18 protein-coding genes are annotated in these 23,889 nt (G+C 62.9%); 12 read left to right on the top strand and 6 right to left on the bottom strand.

The features are described from left to right. Positions 1 to 57: 57 nt before the first annotated feature. The 12 genes from chvI to trxA all read left to right on the top strand — a co-directional run bounded on the left by chvI (position 58) and on the right by trxA (position 17,753). Entirely contained in the window at positions 58 to 786 is a 729-nt protein-coding gene (gene chvI, locus ACZ9EJ_RS18760; RefSeq protein ID WP_046635604.1) for a two-component system response regulator ChvI, read from the top strand. Between the two features lie 104 nt (positions 787 to 890). Beyond that, the gene (locus ACZ9EJ_RS18765) at positions 891 to 2,645 is read left to right on the top strand and encodes a sensor histidine kinase (protein WP_046641949.1); all 1,755 of its coding nucleotides are present in this window, start codon (positions 891 to 893) and stop codon (positions 2,643 to 2,645) included. Then, positions 2,642 to 3,106: an HPr kinase/phosphorylase gene (locus ACZ9EJ_RS18770; protein WP_046641948.1), complete on the top strand. Its 465-nt coding sequence runs from the start codon at positions 2,642 to 2,644 to the stop codon at positions 3,104 to 3,106. Before ACZ9EJ_RS18765 ends, ACZ9EJ_RS18770 begins: the two co-directional genes overlap by 4 nt. 126 nt (positions 3,107 to 3,232) lie before the next feature. Continuing rightward, positions 3,233 to 3,634, top strand: a complete 402-nt coding sequence (locus ACZ9EJ_RS18775; RefSeq protein ID WP_476099526.1) for a PTS sugar transporter subunit IIA — start codon at positions 3,233 to 3,235, stop codon at positions 3,632 to 3,634. Positions 3,635 to 3,647: 13 nt separating this feature from the next. Further along, positions 3,648 to 3,926 (top strand): HPr family phosphocarrier protein, encoded by a 279-nt coding sequence (locus ACZ9EJ_RS18780; RefSeq protein WP_046635561.1) that lies wholly within the window; start codon positions 3,648 to 3,650, stop codon positions 3,924 to 3,926. A gap of 172 nt (positions 3,927 to 4,098) precedes the next feature. Continuing rightward, entirely contained in the window at positions 4,099 to 5,499 is a 1,401-nt protein-coding gene (ahcY, locus tag ACZ9EJ_RS18785; protein ID WP_037086322.1) for an adenosylhomocysteinase, read from the top strand. 273 nt (positions 5,500 to 5,772) lie between these two features. Next, positions 5,773 to 8,352 (top strand): PAS domain-containing sensor histidine kinase, encoded by a 2,580-nt coding sequence (locus ACZ9EJ_RS18790; protein ID WP_370649730.1) that lies wholly within the window; start codon positions 5,773 to 5,775, stop codon positions 8,350 to 8,352. Continuing rightward, positions 8,349 to 9,860 (top strand): tRNA (adenosine(37)-N6)-threonylcarbamoyltransferase complex ATPase subunit type 1 TsaE, encoded by a 1,512-nt coding sequence (gene tsaE, locus ACZ9EJ_RS18795; RefSeq protein ID WP_046641968.1) that lies wholly within the window; start codon positions 8,349 to 8,351, stop codon positions 9,858 to 9,860. The genes ACZ9EJ_RS18790 and tsaE overlap by 4 nt, the downstream gene beginning before the upstream one ends. Positions 9,861 to 9,872: 12 nt before the next feature. Beyond that, the gene (locus ACZ9EJ_RS18800) at positions 9,873 to 10,619 is read left to right on the top strand and encodes a nucleotidyltransferase family protein (RefSeq protein WP_046641945.1); all 747 of its coding nucleotides are present in this window, start codon (positions 9,873 to 9,875) and stop codon (positions 10,617 to 10,619) included. Continuing rightward, positions 10,616 to 13,819, top strand: a complete 3,204-nt coding sequence (addB, locus tag ACZ9EJ_RS18805; RefSeq protein WP_046641944.1) for a double-strand break repair protein AddB — start codon at positions 10,616 to 10,618, stop codon at positions 13,817 to 13,819. The genes ACZ9EJ_RS18800 and addB overlap by 4 nt, the downstream gene beginning before the upstream one ends. Continuing rightward, the gene (addA, locus tag ACZ9EJ_RS18810) at positions 13,812 to 17,360 is read left to right on the top strand and encodes a double-strand break repair helicase AddA (RefSeq protein ID WP_046641943.1); all 3,549 of its coding nucleotides are present in this window, start codon (positions 13,812 to 13,814) and stop codon (positions 17,358 to 17,360) included. Before addB ends, addA begins: the two co-directional genes overlap by 8 nt. 72 nt (positions 17,361 to 17,432) lie before the next feature. Next, positions 17,433 to 17,753 (top strand): thioredoxin, encoded by a 321-nt coding sequence (gene trxA / locus ACZ9EJ_RS18815; protein ID WP_007770439.1) that lies wholly within the window; start codon positions 17,433 to 17,435, stop codon positions 17,751 to 17,753. Positions 17,754 to 17,834: 81 nt separating this feature from the next. Here the strand turns inward: trxA and ACZ9EJ_RS18820 are convergent, their stop codons facing one another. The 6 genes from ACZ9EJ_RS18820 to ACZ9EJ_RS18845 form a co-directional block, all read right to left on the bottom strand. After that, positions 17,835 to 19,187 (bottom strand): bifunctional folylpolyglutamate synthase/dihydrofolate synthase, encoded by a 1,353-nt coding sequence (locus ACZ9EJ_RS18820; protein WP_046635578.1) that lies wholly within the window; start codon positions 19,185 to 19,187, stop codon positions 17,835 to 17,837. 33 nt (positions 19,188 to 19,220) lie between these two features. Further along, a complete protein-coding gene (gene accD / locus ACZ9EJ_RS18825; protein ID WP_046641942.1) occupies positions 19,221 to 20,117 on the bottom strand; it encodes an acetyl-CoA carboxylase, carboxyltransferase subunit beta in 897 nt (298 codons plus the stop codon). Between the two features lie 39 nt (positions 20,118 to 20,156). Further along, complete coding sequence (gene trpA, locus ACZ9EJ_RS18830; protein WP_046635580.1) at positions 20,157 to 20,996, bottom strand: tryptophan synthase subunit alpha; 840 nt, start codon at positions 20,994 to 20,996, stop codon at positions 20,157 to 20,159. 1 nt (position 20,997) lies between these two features. Beyond that, entirely contained in the window at positions 20,998 to 22,218 is a 1,221-nt protein-coding gene (trpB, locus tag ACZ9EJ_RS18835; protein WP_046635581.1) for a tryptophan synthase subunit beta, read from the bottom strand. An 11-nt stretch (positions 22,219 to 22,229) separates the two neighbouring features. After that, on the bottom strand, positions 22,230 to 22,886 hold the full coding sequence (locus ACZ9EJ_RS18840; protein ID WP_046641941.1) for a phosphoribosylanthranilate isomerase: 657 nt from the start codon (positions 22,884 to 22,886) through the stop codon (positions 22,230 to 22,232). A gap of 210 nt (positions 22,887 to 23,096) precedes the next feature. Next, positions 23,097 to 23,858: a M48 family metallopeptidase gene (locus tag ACZ9EJ_RS18845; RefSeq protein WP_046641940.1), complete on the bottom strand. Its 762-nt coding sequence runs from the start codon at positions 23,856 to 23,858 to the stop codon at positions 23,097 to 23,099. Between the last annotated feature and the right edge of the window lie 31 nt (positions 23,859 to 23,889).

Consider the following 23,889-nt stretch of genomic DNA (forward strand, 5'->3'; position numbering starts at 1 on the left):
CCGCCTGGCTGGGGTAATTCCAGGAGATGCGCATAGATGATGACGGAGATGGAGAGCATGCAGACAATCGCGCTCGTAGATGACGACCGCAATATCCTGACGTCGGTGTCGATTGCACTCGAGGCGGAAGGATACAAGGTCGAGACCTATACGGATGGCGCTTCCGCGCTCGACGGGCTGATTGCCCGCCCTCCGCAGTTGGCGATCTTTGATATCAAGATGCCGCGCATGGACGGAATGGAGCTTCTGCGCCGCCTGCGGCAGAAGTCCGACCTGCCGGTGATCTTCCTCACTTCCAAGGATGAAGAGATCGACGAGTTGTTCGGGCTGAAGATGGGCGCCGACGACTTCATCACCAAGCCGTTCTCGCAGCGTCTTCTGGTGGAGCGCGTCAAGGCCATCCTGCGACGCGCCGGCAGCCGCGAGGCACAGGCCGCCGGCGGCGCCGGGGCCAAGACGGCAGCCGATCAGCAAACGGCTCGCACCCTCGAACGCGGCCAGCTTGCCATGGACCAGGAGCGCCATACCTGCACCTGGAAGGGTGAGCCGGTGACGCTGACGGTGACCGAGTTCCTGATCCTGCATTCCCTGGCCCAGCGGCCCGGCGTGGTCAAAAGCCGCGATGCGCTGATGGACGCCGCGTATGACGAGCAGGTCTATGTGGACGACCGCACCATCGACAGCCATATCAAGCGGCTGCGCAAGAAGTTCAAAATGGTCGACAACGACTTTGATATGATCGAAACGCTTTACGGCGTGGGTTATCGATTCCGCGAGGCGGCTTGACCCTTGCGAAAGGTTAACTTGAGGCCACGGCCGGACCAGCGCTAAGCTGGCCCGGTGGAAGGACTGCAGTGGCAGATCAAACGTTCGACAGCGATATTGCCCGAATGGAGAAGGCTGGGACACGCCGCGCGCCGCGGAAGTTCTGGTCGCGTCCCTTTACGCTCATTCGGCGGGTGTTCGGCCACGCGGTCTTTTCAAGCCTCACCCGCCGCATCCTGTTCTTCAATATCGCCGCCACCGTCGTGCTGGTCGCCGGCATTCTCTACCTCAACCAGTTTCGCGAGGGGCTGATCGACGCTCGCGTCGAAAGCCTGCTGACCCAGGGCGAGATCATCGCCGGCGCGATTTCCGCCTCGGCGTCCGTCGATACCAACTCGATCACCATCGACCCTGAGAAACTCCTCGAACTGCAGGCCGGCCAGAGCATTACGCCGGTGCCGAACGACGAGGACCTCGATTTTCCGATCGATCCCGAGCGCGTTGCGCCGGTTCTGAGGCGGCTGATTTCGCCGACCCGCACCCGCGCCCGGATTTTCGATGCCGACGCCAACCTGTTGCTCGATTCCCGGCACCTCTATTCGCGCGGCCAGGTGCTGCGTTTCGACCTGCCGCCGGTGGAAAACGAACAGCAGACTTGGAGCGACTGGTTTGCGGGCCTCATCAACCGCCTGCTGCAGCCGGGCAACCTGCCGGTTTACAAGGAAGCGCCGGGCGGCGACGGTTCGATCTATCCGGAGGTGATGAACGCACTGACCGGCGTCCGAGGCGCGCTTGTGCGGGTCACCGACCGCGGCGAGCTGATCGTTTCCGTCGCCGTGCCGGTCCAGCGCTTCCGCGCCGTGCTCGGCGTGCTTCTTCTGTCGACCCAGGCCGGCGACATCGACAAGATCGTGCATGCGGAACGGCTGGCGATCATGCGCGTCTTCGGCGTCGCGACGCTGGTCAACATCCTCTTGTCGCTGCTGTTGTCCTCGACCATCGCCAATCCGCTGCGGCGGCTGGCGGCGGCCGCGATCCGCGTGCGGCGCGGCGCCAAGCAACGCGAGGAAATCCCGGATTTCTCCTATCGCCAGGACGAAATCGGCAATCTTTCGATCGCGCTTCGCGAGATGACCAACGCGCTCTATGACCGCATCGATGCGATCGAGAGTTTCGCGGCCGACGTCAGCCACGAACTGAAGAACCCGCTGACCTCGCTTCGCAGCGCCGTCGAGACCCTGCCGCTGGCGAAATCCGAGGAGTCGAAACAGCGCCTGACGGAAATCATCTTCCACGACGTGCGCCGCCTCGACCGCCTGATCAGCGACATTTCCGATGCTTCCCGGCTGGATGCCGAGCTCGCCCGCTCGGATTCGACGCCGGTCGACATGGAAAACCTGCTCGGCAATCTGGTCGATATTTCCCGGCAGATCCGCAGCGGCCGCAAGCCGGTGGAAATCAGTCTCACCGTGGACAACAAGGCGGGCAACAAGTTCGCTTACCTCGTCAACGGCCATGATCTTCGCCTTGGCCAGATCATCACCAACCTCATCGAGAACGCGCGATCCTTCGTGCCCGAAAAGGGCGGCCGCATCACCATCCGGTTGTCGCGGATAAAAGACCGCGTGACGGCAACGGTGGAAGACAACGGCCCCGGCATCCAGGCCGAGGATATCGACCGGATCTTCGAACGCTTCTACACGGACCGGCCGGATGGCGAGACTTTTGGCCAGAATTCCGGCCTCGGCCTGTCTATCAGCCGGCAGATCGCCGAGGCCCATGGCGGTTCGCTGAAGGCGGAAAACCTGCACGACGCCAAAACCGGTGCCGTGACCGGCGCACGCTTCACGCTGTCGCTGCCGGGCGGCGAAGCCCAATGAGCCTGACGCCGGTCAATATCCATGCGACCGCGGTCGTCATCGGCACCAAGGGCCTCCTCTTCACCGGCCCGTCCGGCAGCGGCAAGTCCATGCTCGCCTTTACCTGTATCGCTGCGGCCCGGCGCCAGGGCGCTTTCGCGGCCCTGGTGGCCGACGATCAGGTGCTCGTCTCGCGCCACGGCAATCATCTGCTCGCCTCCCGGCCGGAGCCGATCGCCGGCCTCATCGAACTGCGCGGCAGCGGCATCGCCCGTGTTGAAAGCGTCTCTCCCGCAGCGCTCGACCTTGCGGTCCAGATCATCTCCCTGCCCGAAGATGAAAGGCTTCCGCCGGAAAACGAAAGGTTCCGGATCCGCGGTCTCGGTGACCTTCCGCTTGTCCGGATATGGCGCGGCGCACCGGACCCTTTGGCCGTTCTGGCGGCATTGGCGTCTGATTTTCACGGCGAGATACCGTTTTGATCATCCTGAAGCCTGATTTTTTGACTTGAACTTCGAGTCTACTTGGAGAAGATGGCATCCCACCGCTGGACCGCCTTATTGCAATGCGATATTGGCGCCGAGTTTCCATAGCAGGGGGCAGTTTTCATGATCGGACTAGTGCTTGTCACCCATGGCAAGCTGGCTGAGGAATTTCGTCATGCGGTGAAGCATGTCGTCGGGCCTCAGAAATTCATCGAAACCGTATCGATCGGTCCCGAGGACGACATGGATCAGCGGCGGCAGGATATCGTCGATGCCGTCACCAATGCCGATGAAGGCCATGGTGTCATCATTCTGACGGACATGTTCGGCGGCACGCCCTCCAATCTTTCCATTTCCGTCATGGAAAGCGGCCGGATCGAAGTCATTGCCGGCATGAACCTCCCGATGCTGATCAAGCTTGCCGGCGTGCGCAGCGACAACAACATGGACAAGGCGCTTGCCGAAGCCTCCGAAGCCGGCCGCAAATACATCAATGTCGCAAGCCGCGTCCTCAGCGGCAAATGAGAACCCAGACCGGATGTCATCCCCCTCTCCCCGTGAATTCCTGATCGTCAACAAGCGCGGACTGCATGCGCGCGCCTCTGCCAAGTTCGTGCAGATGGTGGAAAGCTTCGATGCGCGGATTACCGTTTCCAAAGACGGAACGACCGTCGGCGGTACCTCTATCATGGGCCTGATGATGCTTGCCGCCAGCACCGGCTGCTCGATCGAGGTCTCAGCCGAAGGTAATCAGGCCGAGGAGGCGCTGAACGCGCTGGAACAACTGGTCGCCAACAAGTTCGGCGAAGAAGCCTGACGCGCCCGCGACTTAACCTTCGCTGACATAAACATATAAAGACCTCTTTATATCCCGTTGCCAGTTTGCTGGAAGCCTGCTAAACCGCTGGCCAGTTTCCGCTTGGCCAAAGCGGGTCTTGCCACGTCCGGCGGTACCCGCCGGAGAGGGCGCCACGAACATGGAGAGCTTTATGAGCACTGAGAAGGATTACGTCGTCGCGGATATCAATCTTGCCGCCTACGGCCGCAAGGAGCTCGACATCGCAGAGACCGAAATGCCGGGCCTGATGTCGTGCCGCGAAGAATTCGGTACCACGAAGCCGCTGAAGGGCGCCCGTATCTCCGGCTCGCTCCACATGACCATCCAGACGGCCGTTCTGATCGAGACCCTTCGGGAACTCGGCGCAGAAATCCGCTGGGCGTCCTGCAACATCTTCTCGACCCAGGACCATGCCGCCGCGGCGATCGCCGCCGCCGGCATCCCGGTCTTTGCCGTCAAAGGCGAATCCCTGACGGAATACTGGGATTATACCGACAAGATCTTCCAGTGGGCCGATGGCGGCCTCACCAACATGATCCTCGATGACGGCGGCGACGCCACCATGTACATCCTGCTCGGCGCCCGCGCCGAAGCCGGCGAAGACGTTCTTTCGAACCCGACGTCGGAAGAAGAAGAAATCCTCATCGCGCAGATCAAGAAGCGCCTCAAGGCATCGCCGGGCTGGTTCACCAAGCAGCGCGACGCGATCAAGGGCGTTACCGAAGAAACCACGACGGGCGTTCACCGCCTCTACGAACTGTCCAAGAAGGGCCTGCTGCCCTTCCCGGCGATCAACGTCAACGATTCGGTTACCAAGTCGAAGTTCGACAACAAGTACGGCTGCAAGGAATCGCTGGTCGACGGCATTCGCCGCGGCACCGACGTGATGATGGCCGGCAAGGTTGCCGTCGTCTGCGGTTACGGTGACGTCGGCAAGGGTTCGGCTGCTTCGCTCGCCGGCGCCGGCGCCCGCGTCAAGGTCACCGAAGTCGATCCGATCTGCGCCCTGCAGGCCGCCATGGACGGTTTCGAAGTCGTCGTCCTTGAGGACGTCGTCGACAGCGCGGACATCTTCATCACCACGACCGGCAACAAGGACGTCATCCGCATCGACCACATGCGTGCGATGAAGGACATGGCGATCGTCGGCAATATCGGCCACTTCGACAACGAGATCCAGGTCGCCGCGCTCAAGAACCTCAAGTGGACCAACGTCAAGCCGCAGGTCGACATGATCGAGTTCCCGAAGGGCAACCGCATCATCCTTCTGTCGGAAGGCCGCCTGCTCAACCTCGGCAACGCCACCGGCCATCCGTCCTTCGTGATGTCGGCTTCGTTCACCAACCAGACGCTGGCCCAGATCGAGCTCTTCACCAAGCAGGGCGAGTACAAGAACGACGTCTACATTCTGCCGAAGCACCTCGATGAAAAGGTCGCCCGCCTGCATCTCGCCAAGCTCGGCGTGAAGCTGACGGAACTCTCCGACGAGCAGGCCGCCTATATTGGCGTCTCTCAGACCGGCCCATTCAAGGCTGAACACTACCGCTATTAATCAATAGCCGGTAAATCCACAAGATATGGTAGCCGCGGCCTTGACAAAGGCTGCGGCTTCTTTTTTGGGCGCATCCCTTCCCGGCGATTCCCTAAGCAAGTATTGTTTTAGAACTTGATTCGCGCCTTCCCAGGAGCGTGATGCCGGAAGCCGACCACGGTTTTCGGACATCGTCGCGCTCCCACCATATGATTGGGAGCCGTCCGGCTACGGGCAAGGCGCGATGTGGTATGTCTTGTCGATGAGCGGCAATTGGACGGAGACAGACCGGATATGTCGGTAAAAAAAATGAGCTCGTTAGAACGGGCCGATCCCCTTTGCAGCGGAGCGGACGCTTCCCCTTTGCGTTTCGTCTCGGGCTCTCCGAACGGTAATGCAACCGTCGGGAGACTTCGACGCCTGGCGCTGTTCGGCAGCGCTTTCCTTTCGGGTACGGCCCTTTCCGGGCTCGCGACCGCGGCGCTTGCGCAGCAGTCAGGCAATGCAGCCGTCCGCCTGTTTTCCTCGACGGAAGTCATCGTTTCATCGTTGGTGATGGGCGCGCTCGGTGCCGCTCTGTTTTCCGCGATCTGGCTGGTGCGTCAGCGCGGCAACATGGAAGCCGAAACACAGGAGATGCGCAGCGCCCTTTCCGACGCGCAGCAGCGGATTTCCAAGTTCGAAGCCCTGATCGCCGACAAGAACCGGCGGATCGTCGTGTGGGAAAGCGGCTCCTCGAAGCCTGAATTCCTCGGCCAGCTGCCGGCGGAAACCGGCGCGCCGCAGCAGGACCGCGAATTTCTTGCCTTCGGCCGCTGGATGCGCGGCAGTTCGGCCAGCGAACTGGAAAAGTCCGTCGAACTGCTGCGGGTCGAAGCCCGCTCCTTCGACATGGTGGTCGAGACGAATCGCGACGAGATCCTGGAAGTACAGGGCCGTGTTTCAGGCGGCAAGGCGTTCGTCCGCTTCATCGCACTCAACAACCTGCGCGCCGAACTAGCCGAGCTCAAGATCGAGCGCGAGCGGTTGACAAGTTCGATCATGATGTTCCATTCGCTGCTCGACGCCATCGAGCACCCGGTCTGGCGCCGCGATTCGCAGGGCAAGCTCACCTGGGTGAATCACGCCTATGGTGATGCCGTGGAGGCTCCGACACCTGCGCAGGCTCTCGAGGACGGCCGCGAATTTCTGGGCTCGATCGCACGCGAAAAGATCAGGTCGGCGGCAACTTCCACCTCGCCTTTCCATGACCGGATATCCACGGTCGTGCACGGAAACAGGACGATGTTCGATGTCGTTGACGTCGTCGCACCCGGCGGCTCGGCAGGCTTGGCGGTGGATGTTTCCGAGGCGGAAGCGGTGCGCGAGGAACTGAAGCGGACGCTGAAGAGCCACGCCGAAACGCTCGACCATCTGGCAACACCTGTCGCCATCTTCGACGGCAAACGCCGGCTGCAGTTCTACAACCAGGCTTTCGTGCAGCTCTGGGGATTCACCCTGCCCTTCCTCGATTCCAGGCCGGACAATAGCGAGCTGCTCGACAAACTGCGCAGCGAAGGCAAGCTGCCGGAGCAGCTCAGCTGGCGGAGCTGGAAGGACGCGGCCTTGTCCGTCTATCAATCTCCCAACACCCAGACCGACCTCTGGCACCTGCCGAACGGTCAGACACTCCGCGTGATCGCGACCGCGCATCCGCAGGGTGGGGCCACCTGGGTGTTCGAGAACCTTACCGAACAGGTGGATCTCGAGACCCGTTACAATACGCTGGTCCAGGTCCAGGGCGAAACGATCGACCATTTGTCCGAAGGCGTCGCCGTCTTCGGGCCGGATGGGCGCATTCGCCTGTCCAACCCCGCCTTCCGGGCGCTCTGGGGCATTACCGCCGAGGAATCCAAGCCCGGCACGCATATCAAGGCGATCGAGACGGCCTGCGCGCCATCCTACGACAAGCCGGACGGCTGGCGCCGCTTCGGCCAGATGCTGACCAATTTCGACGACGAGCGCCCCTCGCTGCAGGGCACGTTCGAACTCTATTCCGGCCTGATCCTCGACTATGCCGTAACCCCGCTACCGAACGCCCAGACGATGCTCACCTTCGTCGACATGACGGCGAGCGCTCGGGCGGAACGGGCTCTCAAGGAAAAGAACGAGGCGCTGCAGAAGGCCGACGAGCTCAAGAACGATTTCGTCCAGCACGTCTCCTACGAATTGCGCTCGCCGCTGACCAATATCATTGGCTTCACCGATCTCCTGAAGACGCCGGGCATCGGCCCGTTGAACGAGCGGCAGTCGGAATATATCGATCATATCTCAACGTCGTCGTCGGTTCTCCTGACGATCGTCAACGACATTCTCGATCTGGCGACCGTCGATGCCGGGATCATGCAGCTCAATTATTCTGAAATGGCGATCGACGACCTGCTCGACGACGTGGCCATGCAGATCGCAGACCGGCTGCACGAAAACGGCGTCACACTGGCGATCACCGCGCCGGCCGGTCTCGGCACCATCGTCGCCGACCAGCAGCGGCTCAAGCAGATCCTCATCAAGCTGCTCACCAATGCCACCAACTTTGCGCCGGACGGCTCAGCCATCACGCTCAACTGCTGGCGCACCCATAGCGACGTGTTCTTCTCGGTAACCGACAAGGGTCCGGGCATTCCGGAAGATATCCTGAAGACCGTATTCGACCGCTTCTCGGCCAACGCCAAGGGCGGCAAGCGCTCGGGCGCGGGCCTCGGCCTTTCGATCGTCGAAAGTTTCGTGACGTTGCATCATGGCGATGTCGCGATCGACAGCAAGCCCGGCCAGGGAACCACGGTTACGTGCCGCATTCCAAGCGGCACGACGGCGCGGTCCGTCGCCGCCGAATGAGTGGTGAGGCAACTCTTACCCTGACGCTTGCCGACGAGGCCGAAACGATCCGCCTCGGCGAAGACCTGGCATTGGCGCTGAAGACGGGCGACTGGATCGCCCTTTCCGGCGATCTCGGCGCCGGAAAATCGACCTTTGCCCGGGCTTTTTTGCGCGCCCTTGCCGATGAAGACGAACTCGAAGTGCCAAGCCCGACCTTCACCTTGGTGCAGAGCTACGAGTTGCGCATCCCGGTGGCGCATTTCGATCTCTATCGACTGGGGGACCCCTCCGAACTCGACGAACTGGGTTTCGACGAGGCGCTTTCCAACGGCATCTGCCTGGTGGAATGGCCCGAGGTCGCCGACGACCTGCTGCCACAGGCCCGCATCCAGCTCCGACTTGAGCAGAGCGGCAGCGGCCGGACGGCAACGATCACTGCACCGGATGCACAGATGCACCGCATCCGCCGCGTGCTGGCGATCCGGGAATTTCTCGACAGCCATGGCTATCCCGGCGCCCGGAGGCGTTTCCTCACCGGCGACGCCTCGACACGCGCCTATGAGAGCGTGACAATCGCAAACGGCGAAACGCTGATCCTTATGGATTGGCCTCGTCCGGCGGAAGGCCCGCCGGTTCTCGACGGCAAACCCTATCCCAAGGTCGCGCATCTCGCCGAAGACCCCTATCCTTTCGTGGCCATCGGCGAATATCTGCGGGAACTCGGCCTTGCGGCGCCTGAAGTGCTGCATGTGGATTACGACCAGGGCATCCTGCTGATCGAAAATCTCGGCGAAGAGGGTGCGGTCGACGAAAGCGGGAAACCCATCGAGGAGCGTTATCGCGAGAGCATTGTCTGCCTCGCCTTCCTGCACAGCCACGAGATGCGCCAGGACCTGCCGGTTGGCGACGGCCATGTCCACCACATTCCCGATTTCGATCCGACCGCGATGAAGATGGAGGCGCGGCTGCTGATCGACTGGCATCTGCCCTGGAAGCGCGGCACGGCGGCAACGGACGAGGAACGGCAGGAATACCTCGCGATCTGGGACGACCTGATCCGCGAGCTCGACGGCGTCGAAAAAAACCTGCTGCTGCGCGATTTCCATTCGCCGAACATCATCTGGCGACCGCATGAATCGGGCGTGCGCCGCGTCGGCCTGATCGACTTCCAGGATGCGATGATCGGCCCGACCGCCTATGACCTCGCCTCGATCGTCCAGGACGCGCGGGTGGACATCCCCAAGGCCCTCGCCGATCAGCTGATGCTGGATTATGTGACGCTTCGCCGTGCGCTCGGAGCCTTCGACGAGCCCACGTTCCTGAAGGCCTGGGCGATCATGGCGGCGCAGCGCAACTGCAAGCTTGCCGGTCTCTGGGTGCGGCTCTTGCAGCGGGACGGCAAGCCGGGCTATCTGAAGCACATGCCGCGGACGCTCCGCCATCTCGCGACGGCGCTGAAGCACGATGTGCTCAGCCCCTTGCGCGATTGGTGCCGTCGGGCTGGAATAGAGCTGCCCGAATCATAATTACGGTTCCCGATGACCATTCAACGCGCGCCCATCAAACAGGCGATGGTGCTTGCCGCAGGGCTCGGCACCCGTATGCGGCCGATCACCAACACGATGCCGAAGCCGCTGGTGCCGGTCGCCGGCAAGCCGATGATCGATTACGTGCTGGATTCCCTGAAAGAAGCCGGCGTCGAGCGCGCCGTCGTCAACGTGCACCATTTCGCCGATCAGATGGTGGCGCATCTTGCCGCTTATAAAGGCCTCGAAATCCTGATCTCCGATGAGCGGGATGCGCTGATGAACAATGGCGGCGGTATCGTGAAGGGGCTGAAGCTTCTCGACCGCAGTACGATCTTCGTCATGAATGCCGACCTCTTCTGGATCGGCGAGACACCGGGCAAGCCGACCAACCTGCAGCACCTGGCCGGATTCTTCGACCCTGAGCGCATGGACATCGCGATGCTCTGCGTCGATATCGACAACACGACCGGGCACAATGGCGTCAACGATTTCGGGATGGATACGGATGGCAGGTTGAGGCGCTACCGCGACGATCCGGTCAACCCGGTCGTTTATGCCGGCGCCTTCGCGATGAGCCCGTCCTTTCTGGATGACGCTCCGTCTGATGCCTTCAACATCAATATCTATTTCGACAAGGCGATCGCCCGCGGCCGGCTCTACGGAACCATGCTCGACGGCCACTGGATCACCGTCGGCACGCCGGAAGCGCTGCCGGAAGCCGAAGCGGTGATCGCACGCTATCCGGTGGAGGCATGACCACCCTATCCGGCAAGAAGCGGGTCTTCTCGATTGCCGCCGGAGCGCCGTTCCTCAAGACCGTGGCAGCCGCGCTCTGCGACGGCCGGCTCAACGAAACCTTTCACTACGATGCGTCCGACCCGCTTTCGCTTGCCGACGTGACCATCTATGTGCCGACGCGCCGCTCTGCCCGCGTGCTGCGCTCGGAATTCGTCGATCTGCTCGGCGGCCGCTCGGCGATCCTGCCGGTTATCCGGCCGCTCGGCGAAACCGATGACGACAGCGGTTATTTCGACCTCGTGGCGCCCGAAGAGATGGACCTGGCGCTGCCGATCGGCGGCACAGCCCGGCTGCTGGAGCTCGGCCGGCTGATCCTTGCCTGGCGTAACCAGCTTCCGAAAATCGTGCTCGACGTGCATTCGGAATCACCGCTCGTCGCGCCCGCCAGCCCAGCCGATGCCATCTGGCTCGCTCGGGCGCTTGCCGAGCTTATCGACGCAGTGGAGACCGAGGAACGCGACTGGGCCGATCTCAAAAAGCTCGATACCGGCGAACATGCGCTCTGGTGGCAGCTGACCGCCGAATTCCTGTCGATCGCCAGCGCCTTCTGGCCGCTGCGCCTTGAAGAACTGCGCCGTTCTTCGCCGGCCAAACATCAGGCGGCGATCCTGCGCGGCGAGGCCCGGCGGATTTCCCTGAGAGACCATAAAGGCCCGGTGATCGTCGCCGGCTCGACCGGCTCGGTGCCGGCCGCCGCCGACCTGATCGCCGCGATCTCCAGCCTTCCCAATGGCACCGTCGTGCTGCCGGGACTCGACCTTTCGATGCCGGCGGATCAGTGGGCGATGATCGGCGAAGAGGCTTTCGACGGCAAACCCGAACCCGCAAGCCGCAGCCATTCGCAATTCGGCCTGTCGCGCCTGCTCAAAAAACTCGGCGTAATGCGGGAAGACGTAGAAGTGCTCGGCGAGGTGCCCGACGATCTCACCTTCCGCGCCGAAGCGCTCTCCCAGGCGCTGGTGCCCGCCAAGGCGACCGACCGCTGGAGCACGTGGCGGGACAGCGCAGATCCCGGCCTCCTCGCCCAGGCCTTTGCCGACGTCTCGCTGATTGAGGCCTCGAACGAACGCGAGGAGGCCGTGGCGATCGCCATCGCGCTGCGCCTGGCGCTCGAACAGCCGGGCAAGAATGGCGGCGAGAGCCAGGCGGCGCTGATCACGCCCGATCGTGCGCTCGCCCGCCGGGTGACCGCCGAGCTTTCCCGTTTCGGCCTGCTTGCCGACGATTCCGCCGGTTCACCGCTGTCCGGCACGCCGCAGGGCACGCTGACCCAGCTGCTGCTCGAAGCGACGCTGCGACCCGGTGATCCCGTGGCGATCGTCGCGCTGATCAAGCACCCGCTGATGCGGCTCGGCCTGCCAGCTGAAGATCTGCGTTCAGCGGTCGAAGCGCTCGAAATCCTGGCGCTGCGCGGCGGCATCGGCGACATGGACATTTCGGCGCTGGAACCGCTGCTCGAAACCCAGCTTGCCGCGCAGCTCGAAGACAGGCACGCACCGCACTGGCGGCTGTCGCTGCCATCAGATGCGGCCGATAAAGCCCGCGACCTTGCCCGGCGGTTGGCGAAAGCCGTCGAGCCACTCGCTTCCGCCCTCGTCCGCCGCCGACCGGATGGGCGCGGCCTGACTGCAAAACTCCCGCTGTCCGATTGGGCCGAACGTACGGGCCGCGCGCTGGAAGCGATCTGCATCGACGAACGGCAGAACCTCGCGGCGCTGTGGTCAGGCGAGGCCGGCGAACGGCTGGCGGGGCTGCTGTCCGAAGTCATGGAGACCGACGGGCAGATGGAGGCAGACGGTCCGCAATGGATCGACATCGTCATGGCGCTGACAACAGGCGAGGCCGTAAAGCCCCGTTCGCTCAGCCATCCGCGCATCTTCATCTTCGGTACGCTGGAAGCCCGGTTGCAGAGCGTCGATACGATGATTCTCGGCGGACTCAATGAAGGCTCCTGGCCGGGCCAGACGGTCAACAACCCGTTCCTTTCCCGCACCATGAAGACCGACATGGGGTTGGAGCCGCCGGAGCGCCGGATCGGCCAGCTTGCCCACGACTTCGAAATGGCCTGCGGCACACGGCATCTCATCCTGTCGCGCTCGACGCGCCAGGGCTCGACGCCGACCGTCGCCTCGCGCTGGCTGCAGAGGCTGCTGGCCTTGGGCGGAAAGCAGTTCGCCGACGAGCTCAAGGCACGCGGCAACAAGTATCGGGAATGGGCGTCGATGATCGATGCCGGTGAAAACCAGCCGGTCTCCAAACGCCCAGCCCCGAAGCCACCGGCAGATCGGCAGCCGGTGAAATATTCCTTCAGCGAGGTGGGTCGCCTGCGCCGCGACCCCTATTCCATCTATGCCCGCCGCATCCTGAAGCTCGATCCACTCGATCCGTTCAACCGCGATCCCGGCGCGTCGGAGCGCGGCACCCTCTATCACGCGATCATCGACCGCTATACGCGCGAAGGCCACAAGCCCGGCACGCCTGCGGCAAAAGAGGCGATGCGTCGGATCACCGAGGAACTATTCGACGCGGAGCAGTTGCCGCCGCATATCGATCGCGTCTGGCGGCCGCGTTTTGTCGAAGTCGCCCGTGCCTTCCTGGATTGGGAGGTCGAGCGCGCGCCGGATATCCGCAAAACGATGACGGAGGTCGGGGCGGGTTGGGAGCTCCAGCCTGCCGGCATCCGCGTCACCGGCATTGCCGACCGGATCGACATCAAGGGCTCCGGCCTTGCCGATCTCGTCGATTACAAGACCGGCCTCAGCCCCTCCGTGTCCCAGGCCCGGGCGCTGCTCGATCCGCAGCTTGGCCTCGAAGCGGCGGCCCTGAGGGCGGGCGCATTCAGGGATGCCGGTCCGCTGACGCCGGACAATCTGCTCTATGTCCGGCTGCGCCCCGGCGACCGGTTCCGGGAGGACAAGGTCAACAACGAGGGTTCGAGCGCGACGGCCAAGCGACAGCCGAAATCGGCGATCGATCTGGCCGACGAATCGCTCGAACAGCTGACCCGGTTCGTGATCACGCTGCGCAATGGCGAAGCCGGCTTCGCATCCCGCCTCGTGCCGATGGCGCAGAATGATTTCGGCGGCGAATACGACCACCTCGCCCGCGTGGCCGAATGGTCGACGGCCGACGACGAGGAGGCGGAAGCCGATGAATGATCTGGCTCCCGAGGGCGACGATCCGATCAAGTGGATCGACTGGACGACGGTGCAGCAATCGCTTGCCTCCGATCCCATAAGTTCCGCCTGGGTTTCGGCCAATGCCGGCTCCGGCAAGACGCATGTGCTGACCCAGCGGGTCATCCGGCTGCTGCTCGCCGGCTGCCGGCCCTCGTCGATCCTCTGCCTGACCTACACGAAGGCGGCGGCATCGGAGATGTCGAACCGTGTCTTTCAGCGGCTTTCGGAATGGACGGTGCTTTCCGATGACGAACTGCGCAGGAAGATCGCCGGCATCGAAGGTGCCGAGCCGGATTCCCTCAAGCTTGCCGAAGCGCGAAGACTGTTCGCCAAGGCGCTGGAGACGCCGGGCGGGCTGAAGATCCAGACCATTCATGCCTTCTGCGAAGCGTTGCTGCATCAGTTTCCGCTCGAAGCCAATGTCGCGGGGCATTTTTCCGTGCTCGATGACCGCGCCGCCTCCGCCCTGCTTGCCGACGCGCGCCGTTCGCTGCTGACGGCGACCTCTGCGGAAGAAGAACCGGTGCTCGCGGAAGCCTTTGCGCACGTGCTGGATCTCGGGGACGAATTCGGGCTCGAAACACTGCTCGGCGATATCATTGCCAAGCGCACCGCCATCCGCCGCTTCATAACCCATGCGGAACGCCATGGCGGCATCGGCGTCGAGCTGAAACGCGCCCTCGCGCTCGGCCCGGCCGATACGGAAGACAGCATTGCCGCCGGCTACTGGCCCCTGCCCGGCCTCTCCGGTCTGACGCTCGATCTCTATCTCGCGCTCGCCGACCAGAAGGGCGGCCAGAAGGTCACGGACGTGGCCTATGGTCTCCGTCTTGTCGCCAAGGAACCGGATGTCCTGAAGCGGGCCCAGCATCTCGACCAGATCTTTCTCACCCGCGAGGGCAAGCCGAAGGCCGACAGCTCGCTGATCGCCAAGGCGATGACGACGACCGCGCCGGAACTGGCCGATGCCGTGGTCGCCGCCCGCGCCCATGTTGTCGCTTGTCGCGACCGGCTGCGGCTGGTCAGGATGTTCCTCGCCACCAAGGCGGCGCTGACGCTGGCGCAACGGCTCAACGACGACTACGAGGACTTGAAGAAACAGCGCAGCCTGCTCGATTTCGAGGACCTGATCGCCCGCACCGCCGATCTTCTGACTCGCGACGGCGTCGGCGCCTGGGTGCATTACAAGCTCGACCAGGGCATCGACCACATCCTCGTCGACGAGGCGCAGGACACCAGCCCGATCCAGTGGACGGTGATCAAGTCGCTCGCCGAAGATTTTTATTCCGGGGCCAGCGCTCGCGAGACCCGCCGCACCATCTTTGCGGTCGGCGACGAAAAGCAGTCGATCTATTCCTTCCAGGGCGCCCGGCCGGAGCGCTTCGCGGAGGAACGCAGCGAGACGGAGAAGCGGGTGCGGGCCAGCGACCAAGCCTTCCACTCGGTGCGGCTACCGCTTTCCTTCCGCTCCACGGCCGATGTGCTCGCGGCCGTCGACCAGGTGTTTTCGCTCGAAGAGAATTTTCGCGGCCTCAGCGCGCTTGGCGAGCCGGTGCAGCACCGCTCCAACCGGATCGGCCATCCGGGCGCAGTCGATCTCTGGGATGTGGTGGTGCCGGAAGTCTCCGAACAGGAGGAGGATTGGACCGCGCCGTTCGATTCGACGCCCGACAAGGCGCCGTCGGCCATTCTCGCAAGCCGGATCGCCAACCGGATCGAGGAGATGATCGCCAAGGAAACGATCATCGAAAAGGGCGTCGAGCGGCCGATCGAAGCCGGCGATATCCTCGTTCTGGTCCGGAAACGCGATGCTTTCGTCAACGCGCTGACCCGGGCGCTGAAACGCCGCGACAACATCCCCGTCGCCGGGGCCGACCGGCTGCGGCTGACTAGCCATATCGCCGTGCAGGATCTTCTGGCGCTTGGCCGTTTCCTGCTGCTGCCGCAGGACGATCTTTCGCTGGCCGCACTGCTCAAGAGCCCGCTTTTCAATCTCTCCGAGGAGGATGTCTTCGAAGTCGCGGCACTGCGGGCCGAGAACACCAGTGCCTGGGCGCAGCTCAACCGTCTGAGCGAGGAACAGCCGCTCCGGTTCCGCGATGCAGCCGACCGGCTCCAGCACCTGCTTGCCCTTTCGCGGCAGCTCAGCCCGCATGATCTGTTTGCCCGGATTCTCGGGGCGCAGGGCGGACGGCGAAAATTTCTTGGCCGGCTCGGCACCGAGGCGGGCGATATTCTCGACGAGTTCCTGACCTTCGCGCTCGACCACGAGACCAGCGGACTGCCAGGCCTGCAGGCCTTCATCTCGACCCTGGAGATCGAATCGCCGGAGGTGAAGCGCGAGCAGGATGGCGGCCGCAACGAGGTGCGGATCATGACCGTGCACGCTTCCAAAGGCCTGGAGGCGCCAGTCGTGTTTCTTGTCGACAGCGGCTCGAAGGCTTTCATTTCCTCGCATGTGCCGAAATTCCGGCTGCTTCGGATTCGCGGCGAGGATGTACCGGCCTGGGTGCCGGGCAAGATGCTGACCAATGCGCTGACATCAGCCGATGACGACCGGATCAGGACCTCGACGGAAGAAGAATATCGCCGGCTGCTCTATGTCGGCATGACGCGGGCCGCCGACCGGCTGATCGTCTGCGGTTATCGCGGCAAGATCGACAATCCGGACACCTGGCAGTCGATGATTTCCAAGGCGCTTGCCGCCGACGAGCATCATTGCAGCCCAGCGGAATTCCATGGGTCCGAGGGCCAATGGGGCGGCTTCAAGTGGCGGCTTCCGGCAGTTCCCGGACAAACACCGAAGGCGGCGCACAAGGAGGCAGCAGCAGCCGAGAAGCGGCCGCTTCCCACGGCCCTTTCCCGCCCCCTACCGGCCCAGAAAATCCTGCCGCGGCCGCTCAGCCCTTCCGGTGCAGGAACGATGGTCGACGACGACGCGGACGATCTGATCGTCACCTCGCCGCTGTTTGCCACCGAGCAGAAAGGCAGTGCGGGGCTGGCGCTGCAGAAGGGCAAGCTGGTCCACCGCATGCTGCAGATGCTGACGGATTTTGCCGAGCCTGACCGCGCCAATGCCGCACGGCGGTATGCGGACCGCGCCGCCCGTTTCTGGCTGGCCGCGGAGCGCGAAAAGCTCGTCGGCAGCGTCATGTCGGTGCTTTCGCATGCCGAACTCGGGCCGGTCTTTTCCGAGCGCAGCCAGTCGGAAGTTTCCATCATGGGCACGCTGGCGCTCGAGGGCCGCGACTATGCGATTTCGGGCCGCATCGACCGGCTGGTGGTGACCGAAGACCGGGTAATCATTCTCGACTATAAGACCAATCGCGTGCCGCCGAAGACCGCGGAGGACGTGCCGCTCTCGCATCGCGCCCAGCTCGCCATCTATCGCGAGATCCTGAAACCGCTTTATCCGGCAAAGGAATTTGAATGCGTGCTGGTCTATACCGAGTCGGCGCAAGTCATGTCGCTGCCACCGGGCCTGCTGTCACGCTCGCTTGCGGAACTCAAAACAAAGTGAGATAGCGGCCATTGAAAACTTTGAGCGGGAAGCTCACATTTATGCCAACAGAGAATCGTGAAGGAGTGCCCTATGGCTACCGTAAAAGTCGATAACAGCAACTTCCAGACCGAAGTCCTCGATTCCGCTCAGCCGGTCGTCGTGGATTTCTGGGCTGAATGGTGCGGCCCGTGCAAAATGATCGGTCCGAGCCTCGAAGAAATTTCGAACGAGCTCGCCGGCAAGGTGAAGGTCGTCAAGCTGAATATCGACGAAAATCCTGAACTGGCTGCCCAGTTCGGCGTGCGCTCGATCCCGACGCTTGCCATGTTCAAGGGCGGTGAAGTCGCCGACATCAAGGTTGGCGCCGCTCCGAAGACTGCCCTTTCGGCCTGGATTTCCAGCGCCGCCTAACTTCCAGTCGCATGCCCGCATAAAAAAGCCCGGCTGTTCCCTGCAACCGGGCTTTTTCTGTGTCTATCGCAGCCTTTGCGGTCAGGTCGGCGGGGTGCCGTTGTCGGCAAGCACATTGCCGGCGAAATAAAGCGAACCGCCGATCAGGATGCGCGGCGGCGGAGTGCCCGGTACCTGGCGGCGGGTGATTTCCTGCAATGCCTCGGCCGCGGAGCCGGCGGGTTCGGCCACCAGGCCCGCATCGAATGCGGCGTGGGCGAGAACCACGGGGTCGAGCCCCGATTCGCTGCCGCGGATGCGCACTGTGAAGACATGTTCAGCAATGTCGGCAAAGGCGCGGAAATAACCGATCGGATCCTTGGTATTGATCATTCCGGCAATGATGTAGAGCGGCCGAGCCTGGCGTTCCTCGAAGGATGCCATTGCCTCGGCGATCACCTCGCCGGCGCCGGGATTGTGCCCGCCATCCAGCCAGATCTCCGAGCCGTCCGGCGCATATTCCAGGAGCTTGCCTTCGGTCAGCTTCTGCAGGCGGGCCGGCCATTCGACCGTCGCCATCGCCTTTTCCATCATCGCCTCGGTGACAGTGAAGCCGGCCGCCTTGACGGCGCGGATGGCGGCGGCGGCATTGGCGTATTGGTGGCGGCCCGGCAGACGCGGCAGCGGCAGGTCGGCAAGGCCGAATTCGTCCTGGTAGATCAGCCGGCCGAATTCCTCATGGGCCGAAAATTCCTGGCCGTAGACGGCGGTCGGACAGCCGAGCCGTTCGGCGGTCGACACCAGCACGTCGCGGGCCGCTTCAAATTCCTGGTGGCCGATGACGACCGGGCGGCCGCGCTTCATGATCCCCGCCTTTTCAGCGGCAATCAGCTCGACCCGATCGCCGAGATAGGCCTGGTGATCGAGCGAGATCGGCATGATGACCGAAACGGCCGGATCGGAAATGACGTTGGTGGCATCGAAGCGGCCGCCAAGGCCGACCTCAAGGATCACCGCATCGCCCGGCTGTTCGGAGAACAACAGGAAGGTCGCGGCCGTCAGGATTTCGAAGACGGTGATCATCTGGCCGTTATTGGCCGCCGCGATGCGCCGCAACGCATCTGCCAGCATCTCGTCGCCAACGATCTGGCCGCGGCCGCCCTTGACGCCGATCCGGTAGCGTTCATGCCAGTGGACGAGATGCGGAGACGTGTGGACATGCGTCGCATAACCACCCGCCTCAAGCAGGGCGCGGCAGAAGGCCGTCACGGAGCCCTTGCCATTGGTGCCGGCCACATGGATGACGCGCGGCAACTTCCTATGCGGATTGCCGAGCAGTTCGAGCAGGCGAGTGATCCTGTCGAGCGAAAGATCGAAACCCTTCGGATGAAGGGTCATCAGCCTGTCGATTTCCCGTTCCGCCTCGCTCACAACGGGCTCGTTCATGGTCGTCATCCCGCCGCTCCGGCTCTTGATACTCTCTTTCGGTCAGGCGCTGAGCGCGATGGGCGCCGGGAGCGCTTCCTGGACAGGCTGTTTTGTCAGCATCTTCAGGATTTTGGCCAGCGTGGACGGAATGTCGTGGCGCTTCACCACCATGTCGACCATGCCGTGCTCCAGCAGGTATTCCGACGTCTGGAAACCTTCCGGCAGCTTTTCGCGCAGCGTCTGCTCGATGACCCGCTTGCCGGCAAAGCCGATTTCGGCGCCCGGTTCGGCGATATGGACGTCGCCCAGCATGGCGTAGGAGGCCGTGACGCCGCCGGTCGTCGGGTTGGTCAGGACGACGATATAGGGCAGACCTGCTTCCTTCAGCATGTCGACCGCGACCGTGGTGCGGGGAAGCTGCATCAGCGACAGGATGCCTTCCTGCATGCGCGCGCCGCCGGAGGCCGGGAAAATGACCAGAGGGCATTTTTCGGTCACGGCCCGTTCGCAGGCGCGGACGATCGCCTCGCCGGCCGCCATGCCCAGCGAGCCGCCGATGAAGTTGAATTCATGCACGACAGCGACGAGCCTCAGGCCCTGGACCTCGCCGAGGCCGGCCAGAATCGTGTCCTCCTGCTCGGTCTTGATGCGGCTGTCTTTCAGGCGGTCGGCGTAACGCTTCGAATCGCGAAATTTCAGCGGATCCTGGGCGACCTTCGGCTGCGGAAACGCTTCGAAGACACCGCTGTCGAAGAGATCGACGAGACGGGACTTGGCAGGCATCTTCATGTGGAAGCCGGAAGCGGGGATGACCCACTTGTTTTCTTCCAGATCCTTATGGAAGACCATTTCCCCGGTCTCCGGGCACTTGATCCAGAGATTTTCCGGAACGTCCCGGTTGGGACGACCGAGCATGGAGTTGATGCGCGGCCGGACGTAATTGGTGATCCAGTTCACTTGGCGTACTCCCGATTAACTCAAGCCTAATGTGGGAAACTATTCGGCAGCAACAAGGCGGGCGGCGCGAACGCCGGTCGCCAGGCCACGAACCAGGGTCACCACCGAGGCGACGGTGTCCGGGCCGGCCTTGCCGTCCTTGGTGAGGCTGCCGGCAATCTGCTGTACGATTGCGGTACCGACGACAACGCCGTCGGCAGAAGCACCGATCGCCTTGGCGTGATCGGCGGTCTTGACGCCGAAACCAACGCAGACCGGCAGGTCCGTATGTCCCTTGATCCGTTTGACAGCGCCGGCAATCAGCGACGGGTCCGGCAGGGCGGAACCGGTAATGCCGTTCATCGAGACGTAGTAGACGAAACCGGACGTGTTCTTGAGAACCGTCGGCAGGCGCTTGTCGTCCGTCGTGGGTGTGGCGAGGCGGATGAAGTTGATGCCCTTGGCGAGCGCCGGGATGCAGAGTTCGTCATCCATTTCCGGCGGCAGATCGACGACGATCAGGCCGTCGATGCCAGCCGCGATCGCATCGTCCAGGAACTTGTCGACGCCATAGACGTAGATCGGGTTGTAATAACCCATCATCACGATCGGGGTGTCGTTGTCGGTTTCGCGAAACCTGGCTGCGAGATCGAGCGTCTTGGACAGCGTCTGCCCGCCCTTCAGCGCACGCTGGCCGGCCATCTGGACCGCCGGGCCGTCGGCCATCGGATCGGAAAACGGCATGCCGAGCTCGATGATATCGGAACCAGCACCCGGCAGCGCCTTCATGATGCCGAGCGAGGTGTCGAAATCCGGATCGCCACCCATGAAATAGGTGACCAAAGCGGGGCGGCCTTCAGCTTTCACGGCCGCGAAACGTTTGTCCATACGAACGGTCATGTCACATATCCATTCCGAGAATCTTGGCGACGGTGAAGATGTCCTTGTCGCCGCGACCGGAGAGGTTCATCACGATAATCTGGTCCTTGCGCATTTTGGGCGCACGCTTGATCACCTCTGCCAGGGCATGGCTCGGCTCCAGCGCGGGGATGATGCCTTCGAGGCGCGTCAGGACCTGGAAGGCGTCAAGCGCCTCCTGGTCCATGATCGGCACGTATTCCGCACGGCCGATATCGTGCAGCCAGCTGTGCTCCGGGCCGATACCCGGATAGTCGAGGCCAGCCGAGACCGAGTGGCCCTCGAGGATCTGGCCGTCATGATCCTGCAGCAGATAGGTGCGGTTGCCGTGCAGCACGCCCGGCGCGCCGGCAGTGATCGAGGCGCAGTGCTCGACACCCTGAAGGCCGCGGCCGCCGGCTTCGACGCCGACGATCTGTACGTCCGCATCATCCAGGAACGGATGGAATATGCCGATCGCGTTCGAACCGCCGCCGACGGCGGCGATGACCATATCCGGCAGCCGGCCTTCGGCTTCGAGAATCTGCTCGCGCGCTTCCTTGCCGATCACCGACTGGAAGTCGCGGACGAGTTCCGGATAGGGATGCGGGCCGGCAGCCGTGCCGATCAGATAATAGGTATCCTCGACATTGGTGACCCAGTCACGCAAAGCCTCGTTCATGGCGTCCTTCAGCGTGCCGTTGCCGGCGGTCACCGGAATGACTTCCGCACCGAGGAGCTTCATGCGGAAAACGTTCGGCGCCTGGCGCTCGACGTCGGTTGCGCCCATGTAGACGACGCAGGGGAAACCGAAACGGGCGGCGACGGTCGCGGAGGCAACGCCATGCTGGCCGGCGCCGGTTTCGGCGATGATGCGGGTCTTGCCCATGCGCTTGGCAAGCAGGATCTGGCCGATGCAGTTGTTGATCTTGTGCGAACCGGTATGGTTCAGCTCTTCGCGCTTGAAATAGATCTTGGCGCCGCCGAGATGTTCGGTCAGGCGCTCTGCGAAATAGAGCGGGCTCGGGCGGCCGATATAATGGGTGCCGAGATCAGCCAGTTCCTTCTGGAAGGCCGGATCGTTCTTCGCCTTTTCCCATTCCCCCTGGAGATCCAGGATCAGCGGCATCAGCGTCTCGGCGACGAAGCGCCCACCGAAAATACCGAAACGGCCATCCTCGTCGGGGCCGGAACGGAACGAATTGGGTTTTGGCGTCTCGTTCACTGTCTACTCCCTCACGCGCTTTTCCGACCCGCATCTGCAAGGGCGTCGAAAAACGCATCGATCATTCCAAGGTCCTTGATACCCGGCGCGCTTTCCACGCCGGACGATAGATCAATACCGCTTGCCCGCGTCGATTTGAGGGCGATGGCGGCATTATCCTTGTTCAATCCTCCCGAAAGCATGTAATCCACGCCCTCGTCAAGGGAAGCCATCAGGCTCCAGTCAAAGGAAATGCCGTTCCCGCCCGGCAGTTGCGAGCCGGCGGGAGCTTTGGCATCGAAGAGAAAACGGTCAGCGACGCCGATATACGGATCAACCCGGTCAAGATCGCCAGCTTCCTTTACGGAAAAGGCCTTCATAACCGGCAGGCCGAAGAGCGCCTTCACCTGCAGTACCCGTTCCGGGCTCTCGTTGCCATGCAGTTGCAGGATATCCGGCCGCACCATCGATACGATGTCGTCGAGTTCCTCGTCATCGGCATCGACCGTCACCGCGACGAGCTTGACCCGTCCTCGGACTCGATCGGCGAGGTCTCCAGCCAGGTCCGGTTCGACATAACGCGGGCTCTTGGCAAAAAAGATGAAGCCGATATGCGAGGCGCCCCGCGCCACGGCGCGATCGACTGCCTCGGGGGTCTTCAACCCGCAGATCTTGATATCAGGTTTCATGACGTGCGGATTGACATGAAATTCCGCCGGAGTCGAGGCAAATCATAGCGGGTGGGGTGCCGCGTTTGGAGCATGGGTCCTCGGGCCAAGCCCGAGGACGACGACGGTGAGGGCGGCGGATGGCCAAGGAGCGGGAGCCTTGTGGTCGCTAGAGCTATAACATCCAAGATCGTCATCTTCGGGTTTAACCGGGGGCCTACAGGCGGCCTCCTACTCGAAGTCGATCGCATGCAGCTGCGAACCGTGTTGTTTCAGCCATTTGCGCGCTTCTTCCATGCGCGGGCAGAGCTGTTTGCACAGCGCCCAGAACTTCGGGCCGTGGTTCATCTCCTTCAGGTGCGCCACTTCATGGGCAGCAAGATAGTCGATGATCAGAGGCGGGGCCATGACGATGCGCCAGGAGAAACTGAGGTTTCCGTCCCAGGAGCAGGACCCCCAGCGACTACGGGTGTCCTTCATGGAGACCGACTTGATCGGCTTGCGGATGGCGGCGGCGTGGCGGGCGACCAGGACTTCGAGATCCTTGCGCGCCTCCTTCTTGAAGAAGGTGGAGAGCCGGCGCCCCATATGGTCTTCAAGGCCGCTCAGCCTCAGCACCGGTTCGCCGTCGACCATCACCGCTTCGGTAAGGCCACGGAGCGTGCCGGTATGCTCGATCCGGTGGGACACGCCGCGGAAGGCGATGCGTCCGCCAGGTCGAATTTGATTGTCGGCCGAAAATTTCGCAAGCTTGGTGAGGAGCCAGCCTTGATGCCGGTCGAGGAAATCGTCGATCTCGCGCGTCAGCAGACCGGCCGGCACGGTGAGATTGAGCGCGCGGCCGCCGGGTTCGATCCGGAGCGTGATGCGGGTGGCCCGGCGGTTTTCCCTGATCGTCAGCGGCATCGCCCGATCACCGACAGCAAGGGTCCGCTTCACCGTTTCGAGCGGTTTCGGTTTGGAGCGAACTGGCTTTTTCAGAAGCGCGAACATGGACCCTTTCTAGCCGATTCCCTTGCATAAA

This window comes from Neorhizobium sp. USDA 3394, from assembly GCF_056280385.1.

Excerpts from the sequence above, each read along its gene's own strand:
- chvI (WP_046635604.1), top strand. The coding sequence starts at position 58 with ATGCAGACAATCGCGCTCGTAGATGACGACCGCAATATCCTGACGTCG.
- ACZ9EJ_RS18765 (WP_046641949.1), top strand. The coding sequence starts at position 891 with ATGGAGAAGGCTGGGACACGCCGCGCGCCGCGGAAGTTCTGGTCGCGT.
- ACZ9EJ_RS18770 (WP_046641948.1), top strand. The coding sequence starts at position 2,642 with ATGAGCCTGACGCCGGTCAATATCCATGCGACCGCGGTCGTCATCGGC.
- ACZ9EJ_RS18775 (WP_476099526.1), top strand. The coding sequence starts at position 3,233 with ATGATCGGACTAGTGCTTGTCACCCATGGCAAGCTGGCTGAGGAATTT.
- ACZ9EJ_RS18780 (WP_046635561.1), top strand. The coding sequence starts at position 3,648 with ATGTCATCCCCCTCTCCCCGTGAATTCCTGATCGTCAACAAGCGCGGA.
- ahcY (WP_037086322.1), top strand. The coding sequence starts at position 4,099 with ATGAGCACTGAGAAGGATTACGTCGTCGCGGATATCAATCTTGCCGCC.
- ACZ9EJ_RS18790 (WP_370649730.1), top strand. The coding sequence starts at position 5,773 with ATGTCGGTAAAAAAAATGAGCTCGTTAGAACGGGCCGATCCCCTTTGC.
- tsaE (WP_046641968.1), top strand. The coding sequence starts at position 8,349 with ATGAGTGGTGAGGCAACTCTTACCCTGACGCTTGCCGACGAGGCCGAA.
- ACZ9EJ_RS18800 (WP_046641945.1), top strand. The coding sequence starts at position 9,873 with ATGACCATTCAACGCGCGCCCATCAAACAGGCGATGGTGCTTGCCGCA.
- addB (WP_046641944.1), top strand. The coding sequence starts at position 10,616 with ATGACCACCCTATCCGGCAAGAAGCGGGTCTTCTCGATTGCCGCCGGA.
- addA (WP_046641943.1), top strand. The coding sequence starts at position 13,812 with ATGAATGATCTGGCTCCCGAGGGCGACGATCCGATCAAGTGGATCGAC.
- trxA (WP_007770439.1), top strand. The coding sequence starts at position 17,433 with ATGGCTACCGTAAAAGTCGATAACAGCAACTTCCAGACCGAAGTCCTC.
- ACZ9EJ_RS18820 (WP_046635578.1), bottom strand. The coding sequence starts at position 19,187 with ATGACGACCATGAACGAGCCCGTTGTGAGCGAGGCGGAACGGGAAATC.
- trpA (WP_046635580.1), bottom strand. The coding sequence starts at position 20,996 with ATGACCGTTCGTATGGACAAACGTTTCGCGGCCGTGAAAGCTGAAGGC.
- ACZ9EJ_RS18840 (WP_046641941.1), bottom strand. The coding sequence starts at position 22,886 with ATGAAACCTGATATCAAGATCTGCGGGTTGAAGACCCCCGAGGCAGTC.
- ACZ9EJ_RS18845 (WP_046641940.1), bottom strand. The coding sequence starts at position 23,858 with ATGTTCGCGCTTCTGAAAAAGCCAGTTCGCTCCAAACCGAAACCGCTC.